The sequence below is a fragment of the Streptomyces sp. 13-12-16 genome (genome assembly GCF_002114215.1).
Classification (GTDB): domain Bacteria; phylum Actinomycetota; class Actinomycetes; order Streptomycetales; family Streptomycetaceae; genus Streptomyces.
In genome coordinates, this window is record NZ_NCTE01000600.1 from 1 (window position 1) to 7,369 (window position 7,369).

The 7,369-nt window shown below is 72.9% G+C and carries 4 protein-coding genes and 1 pseudogene; 2 read left to right on the forward strand and 3 right to left on the reverse strand.

Annotation, left to right across the window (positions count from 1 at the left end):
- The 3 genes from B7767_RS23755 to B7767_RS23765 form a co-directional block, all read right to left on the reverse strand.
- On the reverse strand, positions 1–2,103 hold a 2,103-nt coding region (locus B7767_RS23755), incomplete at its 3' end, for a glycoside hydrolase family 2 TIM barrel-domain containing protein (protein ID WP_085573985.1).
- A gap of 226 nt (positions 2,104–2,329) precedes the next feature.
- Entirely contained in the window at positions 2,330–3,556 is a 1,227-nt protein-coding gene (locus B7767_RS23760) for an ROK family transcriptional regulator (protein WP_085573982.1), read from the reverse strand.
- A 139-nt stretch (positions 3,557–3,695) separates the two neighbouring features.
- A complete protein-coding gene (locus B7767_RS23765) occupies positions 3,696–4,949 on the reverse strand; it encodes an FAD-binding protein (RefSeq protein ID WP_085573983.1) in 1,254 nt (417 codons plus the stop codon).
- Between the two features lie 155 nt (positions 4,950–5,104).
- On the opposite strand from B7767_RS23765, the gene B7767_RS23770 reads away from it, so the two are divergent.
- Positions 5,105–6,427, forward strand: coding sequence for a radical SAM protein (locus B7767_RS23770; RefSeq protein ID WP_085573984.1), 1,323 nt, complete (start codon positions 5,105–5,107; stop codon positions 6,425–6,427).
- 228 nt (positions 6,428–6,655) lie between these two features.
- Positions 6,656–7,369 (forward strand): annotated as a pseudogene (locus tag B7767_RS23775) (cellulose-binding protein); the annotation flags it as partial.

Sequence of the window (7,369 nt, forward strand, 5' to 3'; positions counted from 1 at the left end):
CGCGCCGGTGCGGGCGTCGAAGACCGCCGGGCCCAGAGCGATCCGGTCGCCGTCGACGGCGGGGCGCACGCCGGTCGCCACGGGCGACGGGGCGCGGCGGGCCACCGTCCCCTGCGCCCAGGCCACCTCGTGGTTCCTTCCGGCCCAGGGCGTGTCCTCGGCGAGCCGTGCCTCCACCGTCCACTGCACCTCCTCGCCCTTGCCGTCCGGGGCCTCGGGCAGCTTGACCTCCGCGGACTCCCCGGGGGCGAGCGGCGGCACGGCGAGCGGGTGCGCCCCCGTCGGCCGGCCGTCCACCTGGTAGGAGGACGAGAACTCCAGATGGGCCAGGTCCGCGAAGTCGTACCGGTTGGTCACCCGTACGGTGCCGTCCGCGTCGCCCGCCTCGATCCGGACCGGCTCGATCACCTTCTTGTACTCGATCAGGCCCGGTGACGGCGTGCGGTCCGGGAAGACCAGCCCGTCGCAGACGAAGTTGGCGTCGTGCAGCTCCTCCCCGAAGTCGCCGCCGTAGGCGTGGCCCAGCTCCGGGTGCTCGACGCCGTGGTCGATCCACTCCCAGACGAAGCCGCCCTGGAGCCGGTCGTACCGCTCGAACAGCTCCTGGTACTCGGTGAGCCCACCGGGGCCGTTGCCCATGGCGTGCGCGTACTCGCAGAGGATCAGGGGCAGTCCGCGCCTGCGGCGGGTGCCGCCGTCCAGGCCCCGCGCGATCCGCTCCACCTCCTCGTGCGGCGGGTACATCCGCGAGTACACGTCCGTGTCGCGGCAGCCGATGTCGCCCTCGTAGTGCACCGGGCGGGACGGGTCCCGGCCGTGTATCCAGTCGGCCATCGCGGTCAGTCCGCGTCCGGTGCCCGCCTCGTTGCCGAGCGACCACATCACCACCGACGGGTGGTTCTTGTCCCGCTCCACCATGCGGGCGGCGCGGTCGAGCAGGGCGGGGGTCCAGCGCTCGTCGTCGACGGGGTTGTCCCGCCACTCCTGTTCGACGAAGCCGTGGGTCTCCAGGTCGCACTCGTCGATCACCCACAGCCCGTACTCGTCGCACAGGCCGAGGAAGGCCGGGTGCGGCGGGTAGTGGGAGGTGCGGACGGCGTTGACGTTGTGCCGCTTCATCAGCAGCACGTCCTCGCGCATGGTGTCGGGGTCCAGCGCGCGGCCCCGGCACGGGTGCCACTCGTGCCGGTTGACGCCCTTGAACAGCAGGGGGGTCCCGTTCACCTTGATCAGGCCGTCCTCGACGACGACCGTGCGGAAGCCGATGCGCACCGGGACGCGCTCGCCCGCCGTGACCAGGACGCCGTCGTACAGCCGGGGCGTCTCCGCCGTCCACGGCTCGACCGGGAGCGTCACCGGTTCGCCGGCCGCCACGTCGACGCCCAGCTCCTCGACGAGCACGCGCCCCTCGACGTCGGAGTCGACGCGCAGGGTGCCCGTGCCGGTGACGTGGTCGTAGGAGGCGTGCACGAAGAAGTCGCCCACGCTGCCCGCCGGGCGGTGCAGCAGGGTCACGTCACGGAAGATGCCGGGCAGCCACCACTGGTCCTGGTCCTCCAGGTACGACCCCGCCGACCACTGGTGGACCCGGACCGCGAGGACGTTCCCGGTCGGCTCCAGCAGGTGCCCGACCGCGAACTCGTGCGGCAGCCGCGATCCCTTGAACTCCCCGATGTCCGTGCCGTTCAGCCACACCCGGGCGCAGGACTCCACCCCGTCGAAGCGGAGCACCGCGTCGCCCCCGCCCGGCCAGTCCCCGGGGAGGTCGAAGACGCGCAGGTGGTCGCCGGTCGGGTTCTCGGTGGGGACGTGCGGCGGGTCGACGGGGAAGGGGTAGAGGTGGTTGGTGTAGATCGGCGCGCCGTGGCCCTGGAGCACCCAGTGGCCGGGCACGGTCACCTCCGCCCAGCCGTCGGCGTCGTATCCGGGCGCGGCGAACGAGTCGTCCTGGGCGTCCGCGGTGGCGGACACCCGCAGGCGCCAGCCGCCGTTCAGGGACAGGGACGCCGCGTCGGAGGACGCGTACCAGGCGCGCGGGGGCAGGGCCCCGCGGCCGGGGGAGACGTCCTCGACATAGCCGGTCGCCGGGGTGCTCACTGACATGGGTCTCCTGGATCGGTCCTGGCCCAGCCCTTGATCCCGGTCCGTGCGACGCCCCGCACCAGCCGGCGCGGGACTTGCGACGTGTGGGACTTGTGGGCACGGGACGTGTGATGCGTAGGACTTGCGGTGCGCGGGACGTTAACCTTCGGCCAATGCTTCGGCAAGGGGTTGGACGAAGTCCGTTCGAAGCGTTGCGTCCTGTTCGTGATGACGAACGGGACGGGAGTCACCGGCGACTGCCGGCGGTACGGTTCCCGGCGCGCTTCCCGGCCGACCGCAACGCGCCCTCCAGCGCGAACGTCGCCGCTCCCAGGCACACCGGATCGGTCGGGATCGGGGAGAGGACGATCCGGGTGGCGGCCAGCGGGCGGCGCAGCGCGCGCCGGGCGACGGCCGCCCGCACCTCGTCGAGCAGCGGCTCGCCGAACGCGGCCGCGACCCAGCTGCTGAGCACGACCACCTCCGGGTTGAGGAGGTTGACCAGATCGGCGACCCCGGCGCCGAGGTAGCGGGCGGTGCGTCCGAGCACCTCCACCGCCACCGGATCGCCCGCGCTCACCCCCCGGGCGAGCGCGTCGATGGTGGCCGTCTGGTCGTCGGCCCGCAGCAGCGGGCTGTCCGGGCTCAGCTCCCGCAGGTTCAGCATGATCCCGGGCGCGCCGGTGTACGTCTCCACACAGCCGCGGTTGCCGCAGTGGCAGGGGCGGCCGTCCAGGACGAGGGTGGTGTGCCCCCACTCACCGGCACTGTTGCTCACCCCCCGGTGCACCCCGCCGCCCAGCACCAGCCCGGCCCCCACCCCGGTCCCGAGGTTCACCACCACCGCGTCCCCGCACCCGCGCGCAGCCCCGAACCACAGCTCGGCCACCGCGCAGGCACGCAACGGGTTGTCCAGGTACAGGGGGTGGGCGATGTGCTCGGTGAGCAGGTCGAGCAGGGGGACGTCGTGCCAGTCCCAGTTCGGCGCGTACGCGGAGGTCCCGGTGTCCCGGTCCACCTGACCCGGCACGCTCACCCCGACCCCGAGCACCCGCGCGCCCTCCACCCCGGCCCGCGCCACCACCGACCCCACCGCCGTGGCCACGTGCTCCACGACCTGCTCGGGCCGGTTCTCGCCGGGGCGCATGCCCTCCTCGGCGCGGGCCAGCACGTTCAGCGCGAGGTCGAACAGCTCGACCCGGACGTAGGTCTCGGCGAGGTCCACGCCGATCAGCGCGCCCCCCGGCGCGTTGACGGCCACCAGGCCCCGGGGGCGGCCGCCGGCCGAGTCCTCGAAACCCACCTCGGTGATCATGCCGAGGTCGAGCAGCTCCCCGACCAGCGTGGCGACGGTGGCGAGGCTGAGCCCCGTGGCGGCCGCCAGCTCCTGCCGGGAGGTGGGCGACGCGGCGATGATCTGGCGCAGCACCTGGTAGCGGTTGGCCGTGCGGATGTCCCGCGATGTGCGCTTCACCGAGCTGCCCCCGTCCCTGCCGGGCCGGGCCGACCGGGCACCGGCGCGCGGCAAGGCTATGGGGGAGGCGGACCTCTCGACAAGGGGTTCGGAAAGGGGCTTGACGAAGTCCGGCCGGGGCCGGCGGGCGTCCTGGGCGTCAGTCGCCCAGGACGCCCCGGACGAACGCGTTGGTGAACTTGCCCGCCGGGTCCAGGTCGCGGACGAGGGTCCGGAAGTCGTGCAGGCGCGGGTAGCGGGCGTGCAGTTCCGCCGCCGGCGTGGTGAACACCTTCCCCCAGTGCGGCCGCGCCCCGAACGGCGCCAGCGCCTCCTCCAGCCGCCGCACCACGGGCAGCACCACCCGCGTGTCCTCGACCCAGGTGAAGTGGAGGGCCACCGTGTCCCGGCCGTAGGAGGGGCTGAGCCACTGGTCGTCGGCGGCGACGGTGCGCACCTCGCAGGTCTGCAGCACCGGGGCGACCGTCTCCCGGACGCCGTCCACCGCCCGCAGCGCGGCGACGGCCGACTCCCTCGGCAGCAGGTACTCCGACTGCAGTTCCGCCCCGCTGCTCGGCGTGAACTCCGCGCGGAAGTGCGGCAGCCGCTCGTGCCAGGGCCCGGCCACGCCGAACTGCTCGGTGCAGTTCACCGCCGGCATCCCCGGCACCGGGTGCATCTTCTCGGTCGCCGGGGGCGCCCAGGGGAAGTCCGGCAGCGGCTGGTCGGTGCGCCGCTTCACCCACACCTGCCGGAAGCCCGGCGCCCGCCAGTCGGTGAACAGGCTCACGCTGTACGCCGCCGACATCACCTTCTCGAACGTGGCGGAGTCCAGCCCCTCCAGCGGCATCTCGGTGAACACGTGCTGCTCGACCTCGAAGGCCGGCTCCAGGTCCAGGGTGAGCGCGGTGACGACACCGAGCGCGCCCAGCGAGGTGACCGCGCCGCCGAACCGCTCGTCGCCGCGCGCCACGGTCACCGCCGAGCCGTCCGCCGTGACCAGTTCCACCGCGCGCACGGACGAGGCGAGCGGACCGTTGCCGACGCCGGAGCCGTGGGTGCCGGTGGCGACCGAGCCGGCCACCGAGATGTGCGGGAGCGACGCCATGTTCGCCAGCGCCAGCCCGTGCCGGTGCACCTGCCGGGCCAGCTCCGCGTAGCGCACCCCGCCCCCGACCCGTACCGTCCGGGCCGCCGGGTCCACGTCGACCTGCGGGGGCAGCGCGTCCAGGGACAGCAGGACGCCGTCCTCGCCGGCCTCGGCGATCTCGTTGAAGGAGTGCCCGCTGCCCAGGGCCCGCACCCGCGCGCTCCCGGCCACCAGCGTGCGCAGCGCGTCCAGGCTGTGCGGGCGGTGCAGCTCCCCGGCGGCGTACGTGATGTTGCCCGCCCAGTTGGTCACGGTCTCGGCCATCGCTCGTCCTTCCTGACGGTCGGGACCGAAAAGGTCCCCGCCGGAACCTACCTCGCGAGTGATCCGCGCCCTGTGGGGGGACCCGGCCCCCCGGATGTCCGGGCAGGGGCATACCGTGAGGAGTCGTACGTCCGAACCGGGAGGAGAACAACGGGATGGGCAGCCGTACCGCGCTGGTCGAGGATCTGATGGAGCGGTTCCCGCACGTGCCGCGCGAAGCCGTCTTCAAGGAGGACCTGCTGCGCGGCGGTGTGGCCTTCGACCCGTCCGCGCTCAGCGACAACGAGGGCGGTGAGGTCAAACCGAAGTCGTACTTCATCTTCTCCTTCGACCACGGCACCCTGCCCGAGCTGGGCGAGGCGGCCCTGCGCCGCCCGCCGGAGGAGATCATCCTCACCGGCGGCCCGTACGACCTGCGCCGCACGGTCGTGTCGGTCCGCGTGAACCCGGCCTCCCCCTACCGCGTCGCCGCCGACGAGCACGGCGTGCTCGGCCTCTACCTCGACGGCAGGCGGATCTCGGACGTCGGCGTGCCGCCCATGCCCGAGTACTACCGGCACACCCTCTCCAACGGGAAGTCGGTCATGGAGGTCGCCCCCACCATCCAGTGGGGCTACCTGATCTACCTGACCGTCTTCCGGGTCTGCCAGTACTTCGGCGCCAAGGAGGAGTGCCAGTACTGCGACATCAATCACAACTGGCGCCAGCACAAGGCGGCGGGGCGGCCCTACACCGGGGTGAAGGACGTCGAGGAGGTCCTGGAGGCCCTCGAGATCATCGACCGGTACGACACCGCGAAGGCGTCCACCGCCTACACCCTCACCGGCGGCGCCATCACCAAGACGGTCTCCGGCCGCGACGAGGCCGACTTCTACGGCCACTACGCCAAGGCCATCGAGGAGCGCTTCCCCGGCCGCTGGATCGGCAAGGTCGTCGCCCAGGCGCTGCCCAGGGACGACGTGCAGCGCTTCAAGGACTACGGCGTGCAGATCTACCACCCCAACTACGAGGTGTGGGACGAGTACCTGTTCAAGATGTACTGCCCCGGCAAGGAGCGCTACGTCGGCCGCGACGAGTGGCACAAGCGCATCCTCGACTCCGCGGAGATCTTCGGCGCGCGCAACGTGATCCCCAACTTCGTGGCGGGCGTGGAGATGGCCGAGCCGTTCGGCTTCAAGACGGTCGACGAGGCCATCGCCTCCACCACCGAGGGCCTGCGCTTCTTCATGTCGCACGGCATCACGCCCCGCTTCACCACCTGGTGCCCGGAGCCGACCACCCCGCTCGGCAAGGCCAACCCGCAGGGCGCCCCGCTGGAGTACCACATCCGTCTCCTCCAGGCCTACCGGCAGACCATGGAGGACTTCGGCCTCTCCTCGCCCCCCGGCTACGGCCCGCCCGGACCCGGCAACGCGGTGTTCTCGGTCAGCTCCTTCATGGACAGCCTCCCGGCACAGGAGTCCGCCGAGACGGTCTGAGACACCGGGGGCCAGGGGCCCTCGCGGAGGAGACGGGAAGGCCGGAACCGAGACGTTCCGGCCTTCCGTGCGTATCGTCCCTGCGAGGGGTGGCCATGCCGCCACGCAAAGTGAGGGAAGCGCTTGTCAGTTGTGGCGGGGACGTGAAAAGCTCGGCCACTGCCGCGAGGTTTCCCCAACTCCACTGCCCCTATGGCGAGTTGACCTCGTTCGTGATGCGGGAGTCTCATGCCCGACCTGTCGAGCCCCCAGGACGCCACCGAGGCGGCGCTGTTCTCCGAGTGCTGGGACGCGGCGCTCTCCTACGCCGACCTGTGCACCGCCGGGTCCGCCGCCGCGGCGGAACTGGCCCGCGAGGCCTTCGAACAGGGCATACGGGAGCTGCGCGAGGCCGAGTCGGGCACCCTGCGCGGCTACGGCCGCCGTTCCACCCGGCTGCCCCGGATACCCCTGCTGCTGACGGCGGTCCGCAGCACGGCCGCCGCCTGGGAGGAGGCGGGGCAGGGCCACAAGCTCGACCCCGACCTGCGGCTGTGGCTCCACTCCGACAGGGCCGCCCGCTACACCGGCCCGCCACTGGAGCGCCCGGTCGCCCTGCGTGGACTGCGCGATCTGCAGCCGGCGGACGCCGAACTGCTCTGGCTGGCCGAGGCGGAGGCCCTGCCGCTGCCCCTGGTGGCCCGCCGGCTCGGCCTCGACCCCGCCACCGCCGCCCATGAACTCGCCCAGGTCGGCCGCCTGTTCCGGGACCGCTGCCACCGCAACCACCTCGACTCGCCCATGGACGCCGAGTGCCGCAGCTACGCCCGGCTCCTCGACGCCGTCACCCGCTCGCCCGCCGCGGACACCCCCGACGACCTCTCCCGGCACCTCGCCACCTGCCACCGGTGCGCCGAGGCCGCCGCCTGTCTGCGGCTGCACGGCGGGGGACTGCCCGGCGCG

Bases quoted from the DNA above. Each gene is read 5' to 3' on its own strand.
- B7767_RS23765 (WP_085573983.1), bottom strand. From the start codon at position 4,949: ATGGCCGAGACCGTGACCAACTGGGCGGGCAACATCACGTACGCCGCC.
- B7767_RS23770 (WP_085573984.1), top strand. From the start codon at position 5,105: ATGGGCAGCCGTACCGCGCTGGTCGAGGATCTGATGGAGCGGTTCCCG.